At 50.2% G+C, this 21966-nt stretch carries 18 protein-coding genes and 2 tRNA genes; 3 read left to right on the plus strand and 17 right to left on the minus strand.

From position 1 onward, the window contains the following. Positions 1-181 precede the first annotated feature (181 nt). From BSPA111_RS08765 to BSPA111_RS08775, 3 genes are all read left to right on the plus strand, one after another. The gene (locus tag BSPA111_RS08765; protein WP_183270775.1) at positions 182-1177 is read left to right on the plus strand and encodes a peptidase U32 family protein; all 996 of its coding nucleotides are present in this window, start codon (positions 182-184) and stop codon (positions 1175-1177) included. Next, on the plus strand, positions 1168-2070 hold the full coding sequence (locus BSPA111_RS08770; RefSeq protein ID WP_183270776.1) for a U32 family peptidase: 903 nt from the start codon (positions 1168-1170) through the stop codon (positions 2068-2070). Before BSPA111_RS08765 ends, BSPA111_RS08770 begins: the two co-directional genes overlap by 10 nt. 103 nt (positions 2071-2173) lie before the next feature. Continuing rightward, positions 2174-3184: a luciferase-like monooxygenase gene (locus BSPA111_RS08775; RefSeq protein ID WP_183270777.1), complete on the plus strand. Its 1011-nt coding sequence runs from the start codon at positions 2174-2176 to the stop codon at positions 3182-3184. 32 nt (positions 3185-3216) lie between these two features. Here the strand turns inward: BSPA111_RS08775 and mtr are convergent, their stop codons facing one another. The 17 genes from mtr to ftsH form a co-directional block, all read right to left on the minus strand. After that, positions 3217-4461: a tryptophan permease gene (gene mtr, locus BSPA111_RS08780; protein ID WP_183270778.1), complete on the minus strand. Its 1245-nt coding sequence runs from the start codon at positions 4459-4461 to the stop codon at positions 3217-3219. A gap of 159 nt (positions 4462-4620) precedes the next feature. After that, positions 4621-6588, minus strand: a complete 1968-nt coding sequence (locus BSPA111_RS08785; RefSeq protein ID WP_183270779.1) for a DEAD/DEAH family ATP-dependent RNA helicase — start codon at positions 6586-6588, stop codon at positions 4621-4623. Beyond that, on the minus strand, positions 6581-6658 hold the full coding sequence (gene yrbN / locus BSPA111_RS08790; RefSeq protein ID WP_183270882.1) for a protein YrbN: 78 nt from the start codon (positions 6656-6658) through the stop codon (positions 6581-6583). Before yrbN ends, BSPA111_RS08785 begins: the two co-directional genes overlap by 8 nt. 110 nt (positions 6659-6768) lie before the next feature. Then, entirely contained in the window at positions 6769-7653 is an 885-nt protein-coding gene (gene nlpI / locus BSPA111_RS08795) for a lipoprotein NlpI (protein ID WP_183270780.1), read from the minus strand. Between the two features lie 117 nt (positions 7654-7770). Further along, positions 7771-9900 (minus strand): polyribonucleotide nucleotidyltransferase, encoded by a 2130-nt coding sequence (gene pnp / locus BSPA111_RS08800; protein ID WP_183270781.1) that lies wholly within the window; start codon positions 9898-9900, stop codon positions 7771-7773. Positions 9901-10145: 245 nt separating this feature from the next. Next, a complete protein-coding gene (gene rpsO / locus BSPA111_RS08805) occupies positions 10146-10415 on the minus strand; it encodes a 30S ribosomal protein S15 (protein WP_002434239.1) in 270 nt (89 codons plus the stop codon). Between the two features lie 153 nt (positions 10416-10568). Then, a complete protein-coding gene (gene truB, locus BSPA111_RS08810) occupies positions 10569-11513 on the minus strand; it encodes a tRNA pseudouridine(55) synthase TruB (RefSeq protein ID WP_183270782.1) in 945 nt (314 codons plus the stop codon). Further along, entirely contained in the window at positions 11513-11917 is a 405-nt protein-coding gene (rbfA, locus tag BSPA111_RS08815) for a 30S ribosome-binding factor RbfA (protein WP_034459684.1), read from the minus strand. Before rbfA ends, truB begins: the two co-directional genes overlap by 1 nt. Positions 11918-11985: 68 nt before the next feature. Then, entirely contained in the window at positions 11986-14667 is a 2682-nt protein-coding gene (gene infB / locus BSPA111_RS08820) for a translation initiation factor IF-2 (protein ID WP_183270783.1), read from the minus strand. Positions 14668-14691: 24 nt separating this feature from the next. Further along, on the minus strand, positions 14692-16179 hold the full coding sequence (nusA, locus tag BSPA111_RS08825) for a transcription termination factor NusA (RefSeq protein ID WP_183270784.1): 1488 nt from the start codon (positions 16177-16179) through the stop codon (positions 14692-14694). 27 nt (positions 16180-16206) lie between these two features. Next, entirely contained in the window at positions 16207-16659 is a 453-nt protein-coding gene (rimP, locus tag BSPA111_RS08830) for a ribosome maturation factor RimP (protein WP_183270785.1), read from the minus strand. Positions 16660-16869: 210 nt separating this feature from the next. Beyond that, positions 16870-16946, minus strand: a tRNA-Met gene (locus tag BSPA111_RS08835). A gap of 60 nt (positions 16947-17006) precedes the next feature. Next, a tRNA-Leu gene (locus tag BSPA111_RS08840) sits at positions 17007-17093 on the minus strand. 45 nt (positions 17094-17138) lie between these two features. Continuing rightward, positions 17139-17468, minus strand: coding sequence for a preprotein translocase subunit SecG (gene secG, locus BSPA111_RS08845; protein WP_183270786.1), 330 nt, complete (start codon positions 17466-17468; stop codon positions 17139-17141). A 232-nt stretch (positions 17469-17700) separates the two neighbouring features. Further along, complete coding sequence (glmM, locus tag BSPA111_RS08850) at positions 17701-19038, minus strand: phosphoglucosamine mutase (RefSeq protein ID WP_183270787.1); 1338 nt, start codon at positions 19036-19038, stop codon at positions 17701-17703. Beyond that, positions 19031-19879 (minus strand): dihydropteroate synthase, encoded by an 849-nt coding sequence (folP, locus tag BSPA111_RS08855; protein ID WP_183270788.1) that lies wholly within the window; start codon positions 19877-19879, stop codon positions 19031-19033. Before folP ends, glmM begins: the two co-directional genes overlap by 8 nt. 102 nt (positions 19880-19981) lie before the next feature. After that, positions 19982-21919, minus strand: a complete 1938-nt coding sequence (ftsH, locus tag BSPA111_RS08860) for an ATP-dependent zinc metalloprotease FtsH (RefSeq protein ID WP_183270789.1) — start codon at positions 21917-21919, stop codon at positions 19982-19984. Positions 21920-21966: the final 47 nt, after the last annotated feature.

Here is a 21966-nt window from a genome sequence, read left to right on the forward strand (position 1 = left end):
CGCGGGTTATAGATACCACTTATCAACCTTATCAATAAGTCATCAATACGCCATTAGCTGCCTTAAATCAAAATTTGTCGTGGTCGGGTTAACTAAAATCCCAGTTCGTTAACAATTTTGCTGCCCCTAACATGGGCGGCATGGGTTACCTCTGAGGTTTCCCGATGATTCAGGATAAATTATGGAGTTGCTTTGCCCAGCCGGAAACTTACCGGCGTTGAAAGCGGCCATCGATAATGGTGCCGACGCGGTTTACATTGGTCTGAAAGATGATACCAACGCCCGCCATTTTGCTGGACTGAATTTCACGGAGAAGAAGCTGCAAGAAGCGGTGAGTTACGTGCATCAACATCGCCGTAAACTGCATATCGCTATCAATACGTTCGCGCACCCTGACGGCTATGTGCGCTGGCAACGAGCAGTGGATATGGCAGCGCAACTCGGAGCCGACGCCCTCATTTTGGCTGATCTCGCTATGCTTGAGTACGCAGCTGAACGCTATCCACATATTGAGCGCCATGTCTCGGTGCAAGCTTCCGCCACCAATGAAGAAGCGATTCGTTTTTATCATCGCCATTTCGATGTGGCTCGTGTCGTTCTGCCGCGCGTGCTATCCATTCATCAGGTAAAACAGTTAGCCCGAGTGACCCCGGTTCCGCTGGAGGTTTTCGCTTTCGGCAGCCTGTGCATCATGGCTGAAGGCCGTTGTTATCTCTCTTCTTACCTGACCGGTGAATCACCGAACACCGTGGGCGCATGCTCACCCGCTCGCTTTGTTCGTTGGCAGCAAACCCCACAAGGTCTGGAGTCACGTCTTAATGATGTACTGATTGACCGCTATCAGGACGGCGAAAATGCCGGTTATCCGACGCTTTGCAAAGGGCGCTATCTTGTCGATGACCAGAAATATCACGCGCTAGAAGAGCCAACCAGTCTGAATACGCTTGAGCTGCTACCTGAATTATTAGCCGCCAATATTGCCTCGGTGAAAATTGAAGGCCGTCAGCGTAGCCCGGCGTATGTCAGCCAGGTCGCCAAAGTGTGGCGGCAGGCAATCGACCTTTGCATGGCCAGTCCGGAAAATTACCGTGCACAGCCGGCATGGATGGAAGCATTAGGGGCGATGGCCGAAGGCACGCAAACCACTCTCGGTGCCTATCACCGTAAATGGCAGTAGGAAATCCCATGAAATATTCGTTAGGGCCGGTGCTGTATTATTGGCCAAAAGAGACGCTGGAAAAATTTTACCAGTCTGCCGTTAAAAGTAGCGCTGAAACTATTTATCTTGGCGAGTCTGTTTGCAGCAAACGTCGTGCCACCAAAACCGGTGACTGGCTGGACATGGCGAAAAGCCTGGCCGACCAGGGTAAGCAAGTGGTGCTTTCCACTTTAGCTCTGGTTCAGGCACCGTCTGAGTTGAACGAACTAAAACGCTACGTCGAGAACGGTGAATTCTTAATTGAAGCCAATGATCTGGGCGCGGTGAACATGGCGGCAGAACGCAAGCTTCCGTTTGTCGCAGGGCATGCGCTTAACTGCTACAACGCGGTGACTCTGCGCTTGTTGCTCAAGCAAGGCATGGTTCGCTGGTGTATGCCGGTTGAGTTGTCGCGAGACTGGCTGGCAAACATGCTTATTCAGTGCGACGAGTTGGGTATCCGCAACAAGTTTGAAGTGGAAGTTCTCAGCTACGGTCATTTACCACTGGCCTATTCCGCTCGTTGCTTTACCGCGCGTTCAGAAGACAAGCCAAAAGATGAATGCGAAACCTGCTGCATTAAATATCCTGTCGGACGCAACATGCTTTCCCAGGAAAATCAGCAAGTGTTTGTGCTTAACGGCATTCAGACCATGAGCGGTTATGTTTACAACCTCGGGAACGAACTGACATCAATGAAAGGTTTGGTCGATATGGTGCGTTTATCCCCGATGGGTATGGAAACATTGCGCGTTCTGGAAGCATTTCGTAAAAATGAAAATGGCAGCGCACCTTTGTCACTGGCCGCGCAGAGCGATTGTAATGGCTACTGGCGTCGCGTCGCTGGTTTAGAGTTAGTCACTCAGAGCTGATAAAAGGCTCACTTTGTTACTTAATTGTTGATGATTTTCGGCAATACTGAGCCTAATTATCAGCAAACGAAGTTACCCACTTCGTCTAACAAAGTGAGCCGTTATGTCTGAATCTGCCCAAGTTCCGTTCTCTTTACTCGATTTAGCCCCTATCCCACAAGGCTCTCAGCCTCGCGACGCGTTTCATCGCTCGCTGGATTTAGCTCGTCTTGCTGAAAAGCGTGGATATCACCGCTACTGGCTGGCTGAACACCACAACATGACCGGGATTGCCAGCGCAGCTACGTCAGTGCTGATTGGCTATCTGGCGGCAAATACCGAAACTTTACGTCTGGGGTCTGGCGGCGTGATGCTGCCGAACCATTCACCTTTAGTCATTGCTGAACAGTTTGGCACCCTGGAAACGCTTTATCCTGGGCGTATTGATTTGGGATTAGGCCGCGCACCGGGAAGTGACCAACGCACGATGATGGCGCTACGACGCCATATGAGCGGAGATATCGACAACTTCCCGCGCGATGTGAATGAACTGGTGTCCTGGTTTGATGCCACCGATCCGAATCCAGCCGTTCGTCCGGTTCCAGGTTACAACACCAGAATCCCTGTCTGGTTGTTAGGCTCAAGCCTTTACAGCGCACAGTTGGCGGCACAACTTGGGCTTCCGTTTGCCTTTGCTTCTCACTTTGCGCCAGATATGTTGTTCCAGGCACTTCAACTTTACCGCGCCCAATTTAAACCCTCTGCGCGCCTTGAAAAGCCGTATGCGATGGTTTGCATTAATATTATCGCGGCCGACAGCAACCGCGACGCCGAGTTTTTGTTTACCTCGATGCAGCAAGCCTTCGTGAAATTACGCCGTGGGGAAACGGGCCAGTTGCCTCCGCCGATTGAAAATATGGATAGCTTCTGGAGCCCGGCGGAACAGTATGGCGTGCAGCAGGCGCTCAGCATGTCGCTGGTCGGTGACAAAGCGAAAGTTCGTCACGGGTTGATTTCATTGCTGCGAGAAACTAAGGCCGATGAAATTATGGTTAACGGCCAGATCTTTGATACAGAAGCCCGACTGCATTCGTTTGATTTAGCAATGGATGTTTATGAGAGTTTAATGGGTTGATGATTTCGCCCCTCGATTGAGGGGCGAAAAATTTAATGATAGACCGGTAACAGATCGAAGCTCGAAAAGATATGAATCACAGCATTCGTCACACCAAAGATCAGTATCAGTACAATCATTTTATTCCCACCCCACACACGATAAATCGGGCTGCCGAACTTCTTACGTGAGGCTTTTGCCAGAAGTGCAGGAACGATTGCCGCCCAGATAGTTGCGGCCAAACCCGCGAAACCTATCGCATAAATAAAACCGTCAGGCCAGATAACGCCCCCCAACATTGGCGGAATAAATGTCACTAATGCCGTTTTCAGGCGCCCAAGCGGTGAATCGTCGAACTTAAATAAGTCAGCGAGATAATCGAATAAACCTAGCGTCACGCCAAGGAATGAGCTGGCAACGGCAAAGTTGGAGAAAACGATCAGCAGCAAATCCAACGCGCGACTGTTTAACACGCCACTCAAGGCACCGACCAGCACATCAATATTTCCGCCTTTATCCGCAATGGCGATAAAGTCGCTGCGTGGAATATTCCCCATGCTGCCAATCAACCAAATGACGTACAGCCCCAGCGCCATCAGCGTTCCCCAGATAAGGCAGCGTTTGATGGTCTGAGGATCTTTGCCGTAATACTTCATCAGACTCGGTACGTTGCCATGATAACCAAACGAGGCAAGGCAAAATGGTAGCGTCATAAATAGGTACGGTAGATAGCTTGGATTTATCGCTTTGCTATCCAGCAACGTTGCGGGTTCGACATGCCACATCAACCCTCCGAACGTCATAAAAAAAGTCAGGATTTTTGCACCGAGCACTATCGTCGTCATACGACTAACTGCGCGCGTGCTGAGCCAAACGATAAAGGCCACCACGAGAGCAAAAATCAGACCGGCAAATCGCGCGGGAAAATCGACAGACATTTTGCCCAAAGTGTGATGAATCACTGAGCCGCTTGCCGAGATGTAGGCGTAAGTCAGGATATACAGGACAAAGGCGATGGAAAGGCCGTTAATCAGATTCCAGCCTTTACCCAGCAGATCTTTGGTCACGGTGTCAAAGCTTGAGCCCACGCGGTAATTTAGGTTGGCTTCCAGAATCATCAAACCCGAGTGCAGCATGCAAAACCAGGTCACAAGCAATGCTGCTAAAGACCAGAAAAACCACGCACCGGACATCACCACCGGCAGGGAAAACATCCCTGCACCAATAATTGTGCCGCCAATAATCATGACCCCGTCGAATATAGAGGGCGATGCCTGAGTGGTCGATAAGGTTGCCATACGAATTCCTGAAACAATGAACAGCTGTCGAAGCGACAGGTTTACTGCGCAACATTGTACCAGTACATGAGTACAATTTGGATAAAAAAAATCCCGGTTGCATTAACCAGGATTTTTATCACTGCCTGCTGATTAACAGCAGGCATAAACTTCTGTCAATTATGCTTCAGTCGTACGACGACGAGCCGGAGCTGAGCCATCTTCACGACGTGGGCCACGGCCGCCTTCACGACGTTCGCCGCTGAAGCTACGTGGTGCGCCAGTACCAGCACCTGGACCATCACGACGTGGACCGCGACCGCCTTCACGACGCTCACCACCGCCGAAACCACGACCAGCACCACCGCCACGACGTTCGCCACCACGGTCAGTACGTGGTTGTGCATCACCCATCAGCTGCATATTCATTGGTTTGTTCAGAATACGAGTACGGGTAAAGTGCTGCAGAACTTCACCTGGCATGCCTTTTGGCAGTTCGATGGTGGAGTGGGTACCAAACAGCTTGATGTTACCGATGTAACGGCTGCTGATGTCGCCTTCGTTAGCGATAGCGCCAACAATGTGACGAACTTCAACACCATCATCACGGCCAACTTCAATGCGGTACAGTTCCATATCGCCAACATCACGACGTTCGCGACGTGGTGCATCGCCATCACGCTGTGGACGATCTGAACGCTCTGGACGATCACCGCGTGGTGCACGGTCGCCACGTGGAGCACGATCTGAACGTTCGAAACGCTCATCACGTTCACGGAATTCACGACGTGGACGCATCGGCGCATCTGGTGGCAGGATCAGAGGACGTTCGCCCTGAGCCATTTTCAGCAGTGCTGCTGCCAGCGTTTCCATATCCAGCTCTTCTTCAGCGGTAGGCTGAATTTTTGCCAGCAGGCCACGGTACAGATCCAGATCGCTGCTTTCCAGTTGCTGCTGAACCTTAGCTGCGAACTTAGCCAGACGACGCTCGCTCAGCAGTTCACGGTTTGGCAGCTCTACTTCAGGAATAGTCAGCTTCATGGTGCGTTCGATGTTACGCAGCAGACGACGCTCACGGTTCTCAACGAACAGCAGCGCACGGCCAGCACGACCCGCACGACCGGTACGACCGATACGGTGAACGTAAGATTCGGAGTCCATTGGGATGTCGTAGTTCACAACCAGACTGATACGCTCAACATCAAGGCCACGGGCCGCAACGTCGGTTGCAATCAGGATGTCCAGACGACCATCTTTCAGACGCTCCAGAGTCTGCTCACGCAGTGCCTGGTTCATGTCACCGTTCAATGCTGCGCTGTTATAGCCGCTTTGTTCCAGTGCTTCAGCCACTTCCAGAGTTGCGTTTTTGGTACGTACGAAAATGATCGCCGCATCAAAATCTTCAGATTCCAGGAAACGAACCAGGGCTTCGTTCTTACGCATACCGTGCACAGTCCAGTAGCTCTGGCTGATGTCCGGACGAGTCGTTACGCTAGATTGAATGCGAACTTCCTGTGGATCTTTCATGAAACGACGAGTAATACGACGAATCGCTTCTGGCATAGTTGCAGAGAACAGAGCGGTCTGATGACCTTCTGGGATCTGAGCCATGATGGTTTCAACGTCTTCGATGAAGCCCATACGCAGCATTTCATCCGCTTCGTCCAGTACCAGACCTTTCAGGTTGGACAGGTTCAGCGTACCGCGTTTTAAGTGGTCAAGCAGGCGGCCTGGGGTACCAACAACAATTTGTGGTCCCTGACGCAGGGCGCGCAGTTGCACGTCATAACGCTGGCCACCGTAAAGGGCCACAACGTTTACGCCGTGCATATGTTTAGAGAAATCCGTCATGGCTTCAGCAACCTGAACCGCCAGTTCGCGGGTCGGTGCCAGCACCAGGATTTGTGGTGCTTTCAGCTCTGGATCAAGGTTATGCAGCAACGGTAAAGAGAACGCTGCAGTTTTGCCGCTACCCGTCTGGGCCATACCCAGCACATCGCGGCCAGCCAGCAGTTGTGGAATACATTCTGCCTGGATTGGAGATGGTTTTTCATAACCCAGATCGTTCAGGGCTTTAAGGATGGAGGCGTTCAGCCCCAGATCGGTAAAAGTAGTTTCGATAGTAGTAGTTTCGATGATATCAGTCATGTAGTACATGTGCCTCGTTGATGGCGGCCAGTCTACGTAACTCATCGTGAAATTGACCTGCAATTTTCATTGAAAAGTGTGAACCGGCTCAAATTTGGTTGATTAACGAACAAAAACGCCCTCACCCGTTAAGGTGATGACTTTAATAAAAAAGTTTATGGGCTGATCGATGTTCGTCAGCTATTGCTGGTCCGATTCTGCCAGGTCATCTTGCTCCTGGCCCAAGAGCGCTAATTCCAACAATGCATAACGATGCTCAACGTAGTTGTGTACGTTGTTAGCGACCGCTAACTTGAACAGTGCCGTGGCGCTGTCCTTTTCCCCCAGACTTAGGTAGTACTTACCTAAATAGAAGTTGGTTTCACTGAGATGCTCAGCGAGCGAGGTGTTATCCGTTGCGTCCGCCTTGAGGCGTTCCATTAACGTAGCTTCGTTAATGTTCCCCAGGTAGAACTCGACAATGTTCCATCCCCATTGCTCTTTATCCGATTTATCGAGGCGCTGTTGTAACGCCACTTTAGCCTGCTTTGCATCTAAATTGCTTTCGGCAAGATAGAGCCACAGACTACGGAAAGGATCGTTGGGATCGTCTTGATAAAACGCCAGCAGATCATCTTGCGCTAAACGATAACGACCACCGTAGTAGAGGGCGATACCGCGATTTAAATGCGCGTAGTTGTAAGTTGGATCAAGCTCAAGTACAGAATCAAACGCTTCATAGGCAGCATCAAAATTGCCTGCCTGCGTTAAATATATGCCTAAGTAATTGAATACTTCAGGCATATCGGGGCGGATTGCCAACGCTTGTGAAAAATCATTTCGCGCCAGAGCCCGCAAGCCGAGGCTATCATACAACACTCCGCGCTCATATAAAAGCTGCGCGCGTTCATCATCGGTTAAAGCCCGGCTGGCAAGTATCTGTTCCATGCGTGCAAGAATGACTTCTTGCTGCAAAGTCGGCTGCAATGGTACCGCCAGGACTTCGCTTTTACGCCAGGCAGAGTTGCTGCATCCTGCAAGCGTGAGAGCTGTCGCAACGAAACACCAGCGCAAAAAAGGCTTCATTTCCCACTCCCGAAGACAACTAATGGATGACGTCCTGTCCACCGGCTCTAAAACGAGACTCCCTGCCCCGTAATAAATAACTCTCCATGTCGCCATGGAGAGTTTAATCGGTATCGCTTACTCAGCTTCTGGTGCAGCTGGTGCTGCGCTTTCGGCTGTTGACTGCTCTGTTGCTTCTTTGATGCTCAGACGTACACGGCCCTGGCGATCAACTTCCAGTACTTTAACTGGAACTTCTTGACCCATTTGCAGGTAGTCAGTCACTTTCTCTACGCGCTTGTCAGCGATTTGAGAAATGTGTACCAGACCTTCTTTGCCGCCGCCAATCGCAACGAATGCACCGAAATCAACGATACGAGTTACTTTACCGTTGTAGATACGGCCAACTTCGATTTCAGCAGTGATCTCTTCGATACGACGAATTGCGAATTTCGCTTTGTCGCCATCGGTCGCAGCGATTTTCACTGTGCCGTCATCTTCGATTTCGATAGTCGTACCGGTTTCTTCGGTCAGCGCACGAATCACAGAACCACCCTTACCGATCACGTCTTTGATCTTGTCTGGGTTGATTTTGATAGTGTGAATACGTGGAGCGAACTCAGAGATGTCGCCACGCGGAGCATTGATAGCTTGTTCCATCACGCCAAGGATATGCAGACGCGCACCTTTAGCCTGGTTCAGAGCCACCTGCATGATTTCGCGGGTGATACCTTCAATTTTGATATCCATCTGCAGTGCAGAGATACCTTCACGGCTACCAGCAACTTTAAAGTCCATGTCACCCAGGTGGTCTTCATCACCCAGAATGTCAGACAGAACGACAAAGTTTTCGCCTTCTTTAACCAGGCCCATCGCAATACCGGCTACAGCGGCTTTGATTGGCACGCCAGCATCCATCAGTGCCAGAGAAGCACCACATACGGAAGCCATGGAAGAAGAACCGTTAGATTCAGTGATTTCAGACACTACACGTACGGTGTATGGGAAGCGGTCTGCATCTGGCATAACAGCCAGTACGCCACGCTTAGCCAGACGACCGTGACCAATCTCACGACGCTTAGGTGAACCAACCATACCGGTTTCGCCTACAGAGTACGGAGGGAAGTTGTAGTGGAACAGGAAGCTGTCGGTACGTTCGCCCATCAACTCATCCAGATTCTGTGCATCACGAGCGGTACCCAGAGTAGCTGTAACCAGCGCCTGAGTTTCACCACGGGTGAACAGTGCAGAACCGTGAGTACGTGGCAGAACGCCAGTACGCACATCCAGACCACGGATCATGTCTTTTTCGCGACCATCGATACGCAGTTCACCCGCCAGGATACGGCTACGAACAACGTTTTTCTCGATAGCGTGCAGAATGTCGCTGACTTCGCCAGCATCAATGGTTTCGTCTTCAGCTGACAAAGCAGCGATAACGTCAGACTTGATGATGTCGACTTGTGCGTAACGCTCTTGCTTGTCAGTGATACGGTAAGCATCACTCAAGCGAGATTCAGCAAGTGCTGCAACACGCGCATTCAGCGCTTCGTTAGCAGCTTCTGGCTGCCAATCCCAACGTGGTTTGCCAGCTTCAGCAACCAGGGAATTGATGTTCTGGATAACAACCTGCTGTTGTTCGTGGCCGAATACTACAGCACCCAGCATCTGGTCTTCGCTCAGCAGTTCAGCTTCGGATTCAACCATCAGCACAGCACCTTCGGTACCGGCAACAACCAGGTCCAGTTTGCTGGTTTTCAGTTCGTCAGCAGTCGGGTTCAGAACATACTGGTCATTGATATAACCAACACGTGCTGCACCAATTGGGCCATTGAATGGAATACCAGACAGGCTCAGAGCTGCAGAAGCACCGATCATTGCAACGATGTCTGGATGAACTTGCGGGTTCACAGAAACGACAGTTGCGATAACCTGTACTTCGTTAACGAAACCTTCCGGGAACAGCGGACGCACTGGACGGTCAATCAGACGCGCGATCAGTGTTTCGCCTTCACTTGGACGGCCTTCACGACGGAAGAAGCTGCCTGGGATACGACCAGCAGCGTAAGTACGCTCCTGATAGTTAACAGTCAGCGGGAAGAAGTCTTGACCTGCTTTCGCTTTTTTCTGACCAACAACGGTCACGAATACAGCAGTGTCATCCATGCTTACCATTACTGCTGCGGTAGCCTGGCGAGCCATCATACCGGTCTCAATAGTGACCGTATGCTGACCGTACTGGAATTTACGGACAATCGGATTTAGCAAAATAATATCCTTAATAATCTTTGGTAGCAGGTGATTGCACGCGCTACGTTTAACCCGATCTAAATCGCATCCTCGCGACTAATGACAACCCTGACCCGCCCCTGCGGATAAAGCCTCTCATTAGCCGCGCGAACCTCTGCAATAAAGATCACACCCTGCAACAATACATTAGTTTCCATAGAATTGCTGCCATATGGTTGAAAAAAGGGGCCTTAAAAGGCCCCTTTTTCTGAAACTCGCAAGACTTAGCGACGCAGACCCAGACGCTCGATCAGGCTGGTGTAACGTGCTACATCTTTACGCTTCAGGTAGTCGAGCAGTTTACGACGCTGAGAAACCATACGCAGCAGACCACGACGGCTGTGGTGATCTTTTTTGTGCTCTGCAAAGTGACCTTGCAGGTGGTTAATCTGTGCAGTCAGCAGTGCAACCTGAACTTCGGTAGAACCGCTGTCGTTAGTACCACGACCAAACTCAGAAACGATTTTAGCTTTAGCTTCAACGCTTAGAGACATTTTCAACTCCAAAATTATAGATAGAAAGTGAGAGTGCCGATCTCTAATTCAGCAACTCCAGTGCACATTCCCACCGCTGTAAAACAATGGTGAGAATGTTAAGCCGCGCCATTTTACCTGTAGCAACCTGTTATCGCAAGGCAACTACAAATGTCAGACGGGATACTCTACGACCAGACGACGAGGCGCTACACGCCCATCATCATCAATTTCAGCCATACCGATAAATTTGCCTTCATCACCTTCGGTGACTCGGACAAGCCCTTCTGCTGGGCTACCAGATACTTGCACCGGTTGCCCATTCTTGAAGTAACCCGCAACAGCAGGTTGCAAATTCACGATTGGGAAATCCGAAGCAGGGCTATCCATTGGCATCAGCAGGGGATCTAACAGCACAGATGGCTCAATACCTTGCTCTTGTGCTTGCTCAAACAACGCATTCAGTTGCTCAAGCGTCACCATGCGTTCGACAGGATACTTACTCACCGCCAGACGGCGCAGGAAAGTCACGTGGGCCCCACATCCGAGCTTCTCACCTAAATCATCGGTGATAGTGCGAATATATGTCCCTTTAGAGCAGTGAATTTCCAGTTCCAGTTCATTCCCTTCATGGCGAATAAACAACAATTCGTAGACAGTGATAGATCGTGCTTCACGCGGCACTTCGATACCCTGGCGCGCATATTCATAAAGCGGTTTGCCTTGATATTTCAGTGCGGAGTACATCGATGGGACTTGCTGAGTTTCGCCACGAAAACTTTCTAACGCAGTTGCCAGTTCTTGCTCGGTAAAGGTGACCGGACGTTCCTGAACCACGGTGCCATCGGCATCAGAGGTATCAGTACGTTGCCCCAGGCGGGCAATAACGCGGTAACGCTTATCGGAGTCCAACAAGTAGCGTGAGAATTTCGTCGCTTCACCGAGGCAAATCGGCAACATTCCCGTTGCAAGCGGGTCAAGCGCTCCGGTATGGCCGGCACGGTTAGCGTTATAAATACGCTTAACCTTCTGCAACGCATCGTTAGAAGATAACCCCTGAGGTTTATCCAACAACAATACTCCGTGGATATCACGACCACGACGACGAGGACGACTCATTAATCCTCCTTGCTGTCATCCGTATCGTTTACACGGCGCTCATCATCGTTTCTGATGACGTTTGAAACCAGATTCGACATGCGCATGCCTTCAACTAACGAGTTATCGTAGAAGAAAGTCAATTCAGGCACGATGCGCAAGCGCATTGCTTTGCCCAGCAAAGAACGAATGTAGCCAGACGCATCTTGCAGAACTTTGATGCCTTCTTTAACAGCCTGTTCGTCTTTATCGTTCAGGAAGGTTACAAATACTTTGGCATAAGCCAGATCGCGTGACACTTCGACACCAGAAACGGTGGTCATCATGCCCAGACGCGGGTCTTTAATTTCGCGCTGCAGGATGATTGCGATTTCTTTCTGCAATTCCTGAGAAACACGCTGTGGGCGACCAAATTCTTTCGCCATAATAAATTCTCCATAAAATCAGGGGGCGCTCGGCCCCCTAAAGATATTAGCTATGTACTCGGCTGATATCAGGCGATAGTACGCTGGATTTCGATGATTTCGAAGACTTCGATAACATCACCAACACGTACATCGTTGTAGTTCTTCACGCCGATACCACATTCCATACCGTTACGAACTTCGTTAGCGTCATCTTTGAAGCGGCGCAGGGATTCCAGCTCGCCTTCATAGATAACCACGTTGTCGCGCAGTACACGGATTGGGTTGTGACGTTTGACCACACCTTCGGTAACCATACAACCTGCGATGGCGCCAAATTTCGGCGATTTGAACACATCGCGAACTTCGGCCAGGCCGAGGATCTGTTGTTTCAGTTCCGGAGACAGCATGCCGCTCATTGCTGCTTTCACTTCGTCGATCAGATGGTAGATGACGGAGTAGTAACGCAGATCCAGGCTTTCTGACTCAATGACGCGACGTGCAGATGCATCAGCACGGACGTTGAAGCCAACAAGGATAGCGTTAGATGCTGCAGCCAGTGTTGCGTCAGTCTCAGTGATACCGCCTACGCCAGAACCGATGATTTTAACTTTAACTTCATCAGTAGACAGTTTCAGCAAGGAATCGCTGATCGCTTCAACAGAACCCTGAACGTCGGCTTTCAGCACGATGTTCACTTCGGACACTTCGCCTTCGGTCATGTTGGCGAACATGTTTTCCAGTTTAGATTTCTGCTGACGAGCCAGTTTAACTTCGCGGAATTTACCCTGACGATACAGAGCAACTTCACGAGCTTTCTTCTCATCACGAACAACTGTTACTTCATCACCCGCTGCCGGAACACCGGACAGACCCAGGATTTCAACAGGAATAGACGGACCTGCTTCTGCAACTTCACGACCCATTTCGTCACGCATTGCACGAACACGGCCATACTCGAAGCCACAAAGAACGATGTCGCCTTTGTTCAGAGAACCTTCACGAACCAGAACAGTTGCTACCGGACCACGACCTTTATCCAGGAAGGATTCGATAACCACACCGCTTGCCATGCCTTTACGCATTGCTTTCAGTTCAAGAACTTCAGCTTGCAGCAGGATTGCGTCCAGCAGTTCGTCAATACCCGTACCCGCTTTAGCAGATACGTGTACGAACTGGCTTTCGCCGCCCCACTCTTCTGGCATGATGCCGTACTGAGACAGTTCTTGCTTAACGCGGTCTGGATCAGCTTCTGGCTTATCAATTTTGTTCACTGCTACAACTACTGGCACCTGCGCCGCTTTTGCGTGCTGGATTGCTTCGATAGTTTGTGGCATCACGCCATCGTCAGCAGCAACAACCAGAACAACGATATCCGTTGCCTGAGCACCACGAGCACGCATAGAAGTAAACGCTGCGTGGCCTGGGGTATCCAGGAAGGTGATCATACCGTTGTCAGTTTCTACGTGGTATGCACCGATGTGCTGGGTAATACCACCCGCTTCGCCGGACGCAACTTTAGTAGAACGAATATAGTCAAGCAGAGAGGTTTTACCGTGGTCAACGTGACCCATGATGGTAACAACCGGCGCACGTGATTCTGCAACTGCATCAGTATCACGATCGCTCATCAGCGCTTCTTCCAGCTCGTTTTCACGACGCAGGATAACTTTGTGGCCCATCTCTTCGGCAACCAGCTGTGCGGTTTCCTGGTCGATGACCTGGTTAATGGTCGCCATAGCACCCAGTTTCATCATCGCTTTGATGACCTGAGAGCCTTTAACAGCCATTTTGTTTGCCAGTTCTGCAACAGTAACGGTTTCGCCGATGACGACGTCACGGTTAACTGCCTGAGCAGGCTTGTTGAAGCCTTGTTGCAGTGAACTTGGTTTACGCTTGCCTTTACCACCACGAACCGCAGCACGAGCTTCTTCACGGTCAGCTTTAGACTCGCCGTGTTTTCCGCCTTTCTTCTGGCGCGGTGCTTTAGTTGTAGCAGTACGAGCACGAGTACGGCCAGCTTCTACTTCGCGGTCGTTTTCGTCTTCAGCCTGGCGCGCATGCTGAGAGGTGGTGACATGGTAATCTGATTTATCGTCTTCCACTTTCTCTTCTTCCGTCCACACACCTGCGTTAGCTTCAGCCATTTTACGGGCCTCTTCAGCTACACGACGGGCGTCTTCTTCTAATTTGCGACGGGCTTCTTCTTCCGCTTTACGCTTCAGCTCTGCAGCTTCAGCTTCGCGACGGGCTTTGTCGGCCTGGGCGCTTTTCGTCATATCGTCTTGATTGCTCACTTTGTCTTTTTCCGCAGCTTCACGTTTCGCTTTATCAGCGGCTTCACGCTTAGCTTTCTCTTCAGCTTCACGTTTAGCTTTTTCTTGCGCCTGACGATTGGCAGCTTCCTGCGCCTCACGTTGGGCTTGCTCTTCCGCTTCACGCTGCGCCTGTTCTTCCGCGGCAAGACGTTCAGTCTCTTGCGGATCACGTTTCACAAAGGTGCGCTTCTTGCGGACTTCGATTTGTACCGATTTACTTTTCCCACCGGTACCTGGAATGTTTAAAGTACTGCGCGTTTTGCGCTGTAATGTCAACTTATCCGGCGCAGAACCATGTTCACGGTTCAGGTGCGCCAGTAAGGTTTGTTTTTCCTGGGCCGAGACAGAATCATCAGCAGCCTTAGGGATCCCTGCATCAGCAAATTGCTGTACCAGGCGGTCCACGGAGGTCTGAATCTCTGCGGCCAGCGCTTTTACGGTTACATCTGTCATGCTGTTCCTTCCTGCTACAGTTTATTACGCTTCGCCGCCAAACCAGCAGATATTGCGAGCAGCCATGATCAATTCACCGGCCTTCTCGTTGGTTAAACCTTCAATATCTGACAGATCGTCGACACCTTGCTCAGCCAGGTCTTCAAGCGAGCTCACACCGCGCGAAGCGAGTTTAAAGGCCAGATTGCGATCCATACCTTCGAGGTTCAGCAGATCCTCTTGAGGTTTGTTATCGCCCAGGCTTTCTTCCTGCGCCAATGCCAGTGTGGTGAGGGCGTTTTTGGCGCGATCACGTAATGCTTCCACTGTATCTTCATCAAGGCCATCTATTTCCAGCAGCTCTTTCATCGGCACGTATGCCAATTCTTCGAGAGTGGAGAAACCTTCTTCTACCAATACAGTGGCGAAATCCTCGTCGATCTCGAGGTATTTGGTAAAGGTATCAATGGCCGCATGTGCTTCAGCCTGATGCTTAGCTTGCAGGTCATCAACAGTCATTACGTTGAGTTCCCAGCCGCTCAGTTGGGCTGCCAGGCGCACGTTCTGACCGTTACGACCGATTGCTTGTGCCAGATTACCTGCCTCTACCGCGATGTCCATTGTATGTTTGTCTTCATCGACAACAATGGAAGCCACGTCAGCCGGTGCCATAGCGTTGATAACGAATTGTGCCGGGTTATCGTCCCACAGCACGATATCAATACGCTCACCACCCAATTCTGTAGATACTGCCTGAACACGCGCACCACGCATGCCAACACAAGCACCTACTGGGTCGATACGCTTATCGTTGGTTTTCACAGCGATTTTCGCGCGAGAACCTGGATCACGAGCAGCGGCTTTGATTTCAATAACTTCTTCGCCAATTTCCGGCACTTCAATGCGGAACAGTTCGATCAGCATTTCAGGCTTGGAACGGCTAACAAACAGTTGAGCACCGCGAGCTTCCGGACGCACAGCATAAAGCACACCGCGGATACGGTCACCCGGGCGGAAGTTTTCACGCGGAAGCATATCTTCACGCAAAATAACCGCTTCGGCGTTGCTTCCGAGATCCAAAGAGATGTTCTCGCGGTTAACTTTCTTCACAACACCGGTGATGATCTCACCTTCGTGTTCGCGGAACTGATCAACAACCATTGCACGTTCAGCTTCACGTACTTTTTGTACGATAACCTGTTTTGCAGTCTGGGTGGTGATACGGTCGAAAGTCACAGATTCGATTTGGTCTTCAACGTATTCGCCAACATTCAGCGCAGGGTCTTCGAATTGTGCTGCATCAAGGGTGATTTCACGCGTTGGTTGGGTAACTTCTTCTACAATGACCCAGCGGCGGAAAGTATCAAAGTCACCACTTTTACGATCGATGCTAACGCGAACATCAATCTCTTGTTCGTATTTTTTCTTAGTCGCTGTTGCCAGTGCACTTTCCAGCGCTTCGAAAATCTTCTCACGCGGCAATGATTTTTCGTTGGAAACTGCTTCAACAACAGCCAAAATTTCTTTGTTCATCCTGGGTTTTCACCTCAATCCAAACTATTAAAAGTGGGGTACCAGGTTCGCTTTCTGGATGTTGCTCAGCGCGAACACTTCATCTTTGCCTTCCACCGTAACCGTGATCATCTCACCTTCTACGGCTTTAATAATACCCTGCCATTTACGACGGTTTTGCACGGCCATGCGCAACACAATGCTCACTTCTTCGCCAGTAAAGCGAACGTAATGCTCTGCTGAGAACATTGGGCGATCAAGGCCTGGTGAGGAAACTTCCAGGTTGTAAGCCACAGTGATAGGGTCTTCGACGTCCAGTACTGCACTTACCTGGTGACTGACATCAGCACAATCATCAACATTGATGCCTGCTTCACTATCAATATAGATGCGCAGCGTGGATTGGCGACCTCGAACAAATTCGACCCCTACCAATTCATAGCCCAGCGCCTCGACCGGTGCTGAAATCATCTCTGTTAATTTTTGCTCTAATGTGGACAAGCCCACCCCCAAGAAATGAAAAAAGGGCATATAGCCCAGTTATTCTGAAGTCAGATAACAAAAAACCCCGATAAATCGAGGCTTTATATAACTGAACCCTGTATACCGCAACAGCGGCCCGGACACCATCCAGGAGAATTTTTTTCTAAATTCTTCGCGAGGCACCAACTGGTGTTCACAGTATATTTGAAAAAGAACTCTCAGGGAAAGTGGTTGCGGGGGCCGGATTTGAACCGACGACCTTCGGGTTATGAGCCCGACGAGCTACCAGGCTGCTCCACCCCGCGTCCGAAAACGTGGCAAATATTACGCCGATATTGCATAAAATGCAAGAAATGCAGATATTTTGGTACCGAGGACGGGACTTGAACCCGTAAGCCCAATCGGGCACTACCACCTCAAGGTAGCGTGTCTACCAATTCCACCACCTCGGCACTCTGGATACGGTAATCAATTCTTACCGCATCAATGCTGACAACTTACTGCGGGATATCGCTGCTCGGCTTGGTAGGTGCCGCTGGCTGTGACTCAGTTTTTGTTGGCTGAGTTAAATTATCCCACACACTTCCTTTATCGGTTTTGTTGGTATTGAGGTTACCCAGTACCAGGCTGATGATAAAGAACAGCGTTGCTAACACAGCGGTCATGCGGGTCATGAAATTACCTGAACCACTTGAACCAAACAGTGTCGCGGAAGCGCCTGCTCCAAAGGAGGCTCCCATATCAGCGCCTTTACCTTGCTGCAGCATGATAAGACCTACAAGGCCTAACGCTACAATAAGGAAAAAAACTAAAAGAGCTTCGTACATAATCAACCTGTTCCTTGCGGTATTACCGCATACCAAAGCTTCAAACCAGTCAAGCGGATACGTTTAAGTTTACCCACTGAAGCGGGTGAGAATACTAACCAAAGCCTTCGATCTGCGCAAGGGCAATTTATTCACATTTCGCTGACTGCGGAAAAAAACAGCAACACACGCACTTTTGCTTAGAAAAAAGGCGACAAACGCCGCCTTTTCACACAATTCACACGCGAATGCTTTATACCGCTTTTACTGCATCAGCAATACGATTTGCATACTCGATAACCAGTGCTTCGTCTTCCCCTTCAACCATTACGCGGATTAAAGGTTCAGTCCCGGATTTACGCAGCAACACGCGACCACGGCTGCCCAGTGCTTCTTCCACTTCTGCAGTGGTTTTCTTCACTGTGTCATGCTCAAGTGGATCGCCGCTACCCGCAGTAAAGCGTACGTTTACCAGAATCTGAGGGAACAATTTCATTCCACTGCACAAATCGTGCAGGCTCATGTGGTTGCGCACCATCGCGGTAAGTACTTGCAAACCTGCAACGATGCCGTCACCAGTAGTCGTTTTATCCAGCAGGATCACGTGCCCTGAATTTTCAGCACCAATTCTCCAGCCTTTTTCCTGCAGTTTTTCCAGAACATAACGGTCACCCACTTTTGCACGCGCAAACGGGATACCTAACTGTTTAAGAGCCAACTCGAGGCCCATATTGCTCATCAGCGTGCCTACTGCACCACCGCGCAATTGACCCTGACGTAATCCTTCACGAGCGATGATGTAGAGGATTTGGTCGCCATCAACTTTATGGCCCAGGTTATCCACCATGATTACACGGTCACCATCACCATCCAGTGCGATACCAATATCCGCTTTTTCAGCCAACACGCGCTCCTGAAGCATACGCACGTCAGTAGCACCGCATTTTTCGTTGATGTTAACGCCGTTTGGCTCACAGCCAACAGGGATAACAGTGGCGCCTAACTCGCGCAGTACATTTGGTGCAATGTGGTAAGTCGCGCCGTTAGCACAATCAACGACAATTTTAAGACCATTAAGGCTTAACTCGTTCGGGAAAGTGCCTTTGCAAAATTCGATATAACGGCCCGCTGCGTCAACGATACGGCTGGCTTTACCCAACTCGGCAGAATCCACGCACGTGATTTCTTTTTCCATTTCAGCTTCAATGGCTTCTTCAACGTCATCAGGCAATTTAGTACCGTCGATAGAGAAGAATTTAATCCCGTTATCATAGAATGGGTTATGCGAAGCGGAGATAACAATCCCTGCTTCTGCACGGAATGCGCGGGTCAGATAAGCAACAGCAGGCGTTGGCATCGGGCCGGTGAATGAGGCGGATAAACCCGCCGCCGCCAGGCCCGCTTCTAACGCAGACTCCAACATATAGCCTGAAATACGGGTGTCTTTACCGATAATAATTTTACGTGAGCCGTGACGAGCTAACACTTTACCAGCAGCCCAGCCAAGTTTAAGGACGAAATCAGGGGTAATTGGGGAATCGCCTACACGACCGCGAATGCCATCTGTGCCAAAATATTTACGGTTACTCATAGCGTTTTTTTTCCTTCGCTGAAAGTGTGGCTTCCACCACGCGCATCGCTTCGACTGACTCTTTCACATCGTGAACTCGAATGATATTAGCCCCCTGCATTGCGGCTATCACTGCACAAGCAAGGCTGCCACTCAGACGCTGATCTGGCCCGACGTTAAGCAGTTGGCCAACCATTGATTTACGCGACATTCCCACCAACAACGGTAAACCAAAGTGATGGAGTTCGGATAGTCGGGCCAAAAGTTGGTAATTGTGTGTAAGATTTTTACCGAAACCGAAGCCCGGGTCGAGCAACAATTTTTCTTTTGCGATACCAGCCGCTTCACAGCGGGCAATTTGGTCGATAAAGAATCGATTCACATCGGCAAAGACATCTTCGTAATGTGGCGCCTGCTGCATATTCTTAGGCTCGCCCTGCATATGCATCAGACAAACCGGCAAACCGGTTTCTGCGGCCGCTTCAAGTGCACCGGGCTCCTGCAACGAACGTATATCATTGATGATATGCGCGCCGACTCGCGCCGATTCACGAATAACGTCCGGTTTGGAGGTATCCACTGAGATCCAGACTTCAAAACGTTGCGCGATAGCCTCAACGACAGGAATGACCCGGGATAACTCCTCATCGACGCTCACTTCAGCCGCTCCAGGACGCGTCGACTCACCACCAATATCAATAATCGTCGCGCCTGCGTTGATCATTAAGTTAGCGTGTTTAACGGCCTCCACTAACGAATTGTGCTGTCCACCGTCGGAAAAGGAGTCTGGCGTGACGTTCAAAATCCCCATGATATGTGGATGTGAAAGATCAAGCGTGCTGCCCTGAGCTGTGAGTTTCATCGAGATTCCCTTGTATTAACTAAGGCTATTTCCAAAATAAAAAACCCTGGGACAAGCCCAGGGTTTAAATAGATTACTGCATTAACATCCGGCAGTTACGACTTATTTGTCGCCCAACTGCTCTGACATTGTATTACCAGGATTCGGCGTACGCGGTTCATCGACCGGACGCGGTGCACGTGGTGTACCATTGTTGTCAGAATTGTTGTTGCCGTTGTTTGAATCTTCCCAACCTGCTGGCGGACGCACATCGCGGCGATTCATCAGATCATCAATCTGTGGCGCATCGATAGTTTCATACTTCATCAATGCGTCTTTCATGGTGTGGAGAATATCCATATTTTCATTCAGTAGCTGGCGAGCACGAGCGTAGTTACGCTCAATCAACAGCTTAACTTCCTGATCGATGATACGCGCAGTTTCATCGGACATATGTTTCGCTTTCGCCACTGAACGACCCAGGAACACTTCACCTTCCTCTTCCGCGTACAGCAACGGACCGAGTTTCTCAGAGAAGCCCCATTGGGTAACCATGTTACGAGCGATGGATGTTGCTACTTTGATGTCGTTAGACGCGCCAGTAGAAACATGTTCAGCACCGTAAATAATCTCTTCAGCAAGACGACCACCGTACAACGTAGAAATCTGACTTTCCAGTTTCTGACGGCTGGCACTGATCGCATCACCTTCCGGCAGGAAGAAAGTCACACCCAACGCACGACCGCGTGGAATGATTGTCACTTTGTGTACCGGATCGTGCTCTGGAACCAGGCGACCAATAATCGCGTGACCTGCTTCATGGTATGCGGTGGATTCTTTTTGCGCTTCTGTCATCACCATGGAGCGGCGTTCCGCACCCATCATGATTTTGTCTTTCGCTTTTTCGAATTCAACCATCGAGACCACACGTTTGTTGCCACGGGCAGCAAACAGAGCAGCTTCGTTAACCAGGTTTGCGAGGTCAGCACCAGAGAAGCCTGGAGTACCACGTGCAATAATTGCGGCATCGATGTCTGGAGACAACGGTACGCGACGCATATGGACTTTCAGAATTTGTTCGCGGCCACGCACATCTGGCAGGCCAACCACAACTTGACGGTCAAAACGGCCCGGACGCAGCAATGCTGGGTCAAGTACGTCAGGACGGTTTGTTGCGGCGATAACGATAATACCTTCGTTACCTTCGAAACCATCCATTTCAACCAGCATCTGGTTCAGCGTTTGTTCACGTTCATCGTGACCACCACCCAGACCTGCACCACGCTGACGGCCAACGGCGTCGATTTCATCAATGAAGATGATGCAAGGTGCCGCTTTCTTAGCTTGTTCAAACATGTCACGAACACGAGATGCACCCACGCCCACGAACATTTCAACGAAGTCAGAACCGGAAATTGTAAAGAATGGTACTTTCGCTTCACCTGCGATGGCTTTCGCCAGCAAGGTTTTACCGGTACCCGGAGGGCCAACCATCAGCACGCCTTTCGGGATTTTACCGCCCAGTTTCTGGAAACGGCTTGGCTCACGAAGGTACTCAACCAGTTCTGCGACCTCTTCTTTTGCTTCATCACAACCTGCGACGTCAGCAAAAGTGGTCTTAATTTGGTCTTCGGTGAGCATACGCGCCTTACTCTTACCGAACGACATGGCACCTTTGCCACCGCCGCCCTGCATTTGACGCATAAAGAAGATCCAGACCCCAATTAGCAATAGCATTGGGAACCAGGAGATGAAAATAGAAGCCAGCAAGCTTGGCTCTTCAGGCGGCTCGCCTACTACTTTCACATTTTTGGTCAGCAGGTTATCAAGCAGTTTAGGATCGTTAACGGGGATGTAAGTCGTGTATCGGTTACTATCTTTCTTGGTAACGTTGATTTCACGTCCGTTAATACGCGCTTCGCGTACCTGGTCCTGATTTACTTCAGACAGGAAAGTGGAGTAATCCACCCTACGGCCATTTGACTCGCTGGGCCCAAAGCTCTGGAACACAGACATCAGCACAACCGCGATGACCAGCCAGAGTATTAGGTTTTTCGCCATGTCACTCAAGGGATTAACCTCATATTACAACTGTGTTAACAAACAGC

The sequence above is a fragment of the Buttiauxella sp. A111 genome, assembly GCF_014189855.1.
Classification (GTDB): Bacteria; Pseudomonadota; Gammaproteobacteria; order Enterobacterales; family Enterobacteriaceae; genus Buttiauxella; species Buttiauxella selenatireducens.

Excerpts from the sequence above, each read along its gene's own strand:
- infB (WP_183270783.1), bottom strand. The coding sequence starts at position 14,667 with ATGACAGATGTAACCGTAAAAGCGCTGGCCGCAGAGATTCAGACCTCC.
- rpsO (WP_002434239.1), bottom strand. The coding sequence starts at position 10,415 with ATGTCTCTAAGCGTTGAAGCTAAAGCTAAAATCGTTTCTGAGTTTGGT.
- BSPA111_RS08785 (WP_183270779.1), bottom strand. The coding sequence starts at position 6,588 with ATGACTGATATCATCGAAACTACTACTATCGAAACTACTTTTACCGAT.
- BSPA111_RS08770 (WP_183270776.1), top strand. The coding sequence starts at position 1,168 with ATGGCAGTAGGAAATCCCATGAAATATTCGTTAGGGCCGGTGCTGTAT.
- nusA (WP_183270784.1), bottom strand. The coding sequence starts at position 16,179 with ATGAACAAAGAAATTTTGGCTGTTGTTGAAGCAGTTTCCAACGAAAAA.
- folP (WP_183270788.1), bottom strand. The coding sequence starts at position 19,879 with ATGAAACTCACAGCTCAGGGCAGCACGCTTGATCTTTCACATCCACAT.
- BSPA111_RS08765 (WP_183270775.1), top strand. The coding sequence starts at position 182 with ATGGAGTTGCTTTGCCCAGCCGGAAACTTACCGGCGTTGAAAGCGGCC.
- BSPA111_RS08775 (WP_183270777.1), top strand. The coding sequence starts at position 2,174 with ATGTCTGAATCTGCCCAAGTTCCGTTCTCTTTACTCGATTTAGCCCCT.
- mtr (WP_183270778.1), bottom strand. The coding sequence starts at position 4,461 with ATGGCAACCTTATCGACCACTCAGGCATCGCCCTCTATATTCGACGGG.
- rbfA (WP_034459684.1), bottom strand. The coding sequence starts at position 11,917 with ATGGCGAAAGAATTTGGTCGCCCACAGCGTGTTTCTCAGGAATTGCAG.
- nlpI (WP_183270780.1), bottom strand. The coding sequence starts at position 7,653 with ATGAAGCCTTTTTTGCGCTGGTGTTTCGTTGCGACAGCTCTCACGCTT.
- truB (WP_183270782.1), bottom strand. The coding sequence starts at position 11,513 with ATGAGTCGTCCTCGTCGTCGTGGTCGTGATATCCACGGAGTATTGTTG.
- ftsH (WP_183270789.1), bottom strand. The coding sequence starts at position 21,919 with ATGGCGAAAAACCTAATACTCTGGCTGGTCATCGCGGTTGTGCTGATG.
- yrbN (WP_183270882.1), bottom strand. The coding sequence starts at position 6,658 with ATGAAAATTGCAGGTCAATTTCACGATGAGTTACGTAGACTGGCCGCC.
- secG (WP_183270786.1), bottom strand. The coding sequence starts at position 17,468 with ATGTACGAAGCTCTTTTAGTTTTTTTCCTTATTGTAGCGTTAGGCCTT.
- glmM (WP_183270787.1), bottom strand. The coding sequence starts at position 19,038 with ATGAGTAACCGTAAATATTTTGGCACAGATGGCATTCGCGGTCGTGTA.